At 71.4% G+C, this 899-nt stretch carries 1 protein-coding gene and 1 pseudogene; both read right to left on the bottom strand.

Annotated elements, in window-relative coordinates; translation table 11 throughout:
* Positions 1-267 (bottom strand): annotated as a pseudogene (locus CCN72_RS24760) (homocysteine S-methyltransferase family protein); the annotation flags it as partial.
* A gap of 133 nt (positions 268-400) precedes the next feature.
* A complete protein-coding gene (locus tag CCN72_RS24755; RefSeq protein ID WP_425276168.1) occupies positions 401-838 on the bottom strand; it encodes a carbohydrate kinase family protein in 438 nt (145 codons plus the stop codon).
* Between the last annotated feature and the right edge of the window lie 61 nt (positions 839-899).

Here is an 899-nt window from a genome sequence, read left to right as displayed (position 1 = left end):
CCATGAACTCTCCGCGGCCGGAGATGTCGTACTCGCCGAGGGCGGAGTGGTTGGCGCCGAAGGTGTTGGTCTCGACGCAGTCGACGCCGACCGCGAAGTAGGCCTCATGGACCGAGCGGACGATGTCGGGACGGGTGACATTGAGGACCTCGTTGCAGCCCTCNNCGGTTCCTGGGCCTGGAGCATCGTGCCCATCGCTCCGTCGGCGACCACGATCCGGGAGGCGAGGGCTTCGCGCAGGGCGGCGGTCCGCGGGCCGGTGGTCATGGGCGCACCTCCGCCCGGCCATCGAGGATCTCCGCGGCGGCGGGGCCGTACGCCTCGGTGAGGCGGGCCGCCAACTCGGCGGGAAGCAGGCGGTGTTCCTGGGTGCCGACCGACTCCAGGGCGAGGACGGCGGTCANNGGCCGGGACCTCGACGGGGGCGCGGTCCGCCTGCTGGACTCGGGAGCCGGCGGCGCCGAGCGTGGTGATCCACAGTCCGGTACGGCCGAGGATCTGTTCCCGCGTCCAGCCGCTGCGCTCCTGGAGGAGTGCCGACTCGTACTCGTTCGTGAACAGCATCCGTGAGCCGTCGACCAGGNNGGAGCATCGCCTCGGGGTCGTTGGGCGAGACCAGGAGCAGATCGAACCCTCCGGTCCGGGCGAGCACGGGAGCCAGTCCGATGTGCCGGGCCTCGGCCATCGCGCCGGCGTAGAAGGTGGCGACCTGGTTCTGGTCGGCGTCCGTGGTGCACACGAAGCGGGCGGTGTGCAGATCGGGGCTGACCCGCACCGACTCGGTGTCCACGCCCTGTTCCTTCAGCAGCACCCGGTACGGCTCGAAGTCGGCGCCCACCGCGCCGATCAGCACGGGCGCCAGGCCCAACTGCCCGAGTCCGTGGGCGATGTTGGCGGCG

It is taken from the genome of Streptomyces murinus, from assembly GCF_002154555.1.
Lineage (GTDB): Bacteria > Actinomycetota > Actinomycetes > Streptomycetales > Streptomycetaceae > Streptomyces > Streptomyces murinus.
Note: the sequence above shows the minus strand (reverse complement) of the source record. Positions and strands in the feature narration are given on the sequence as shown.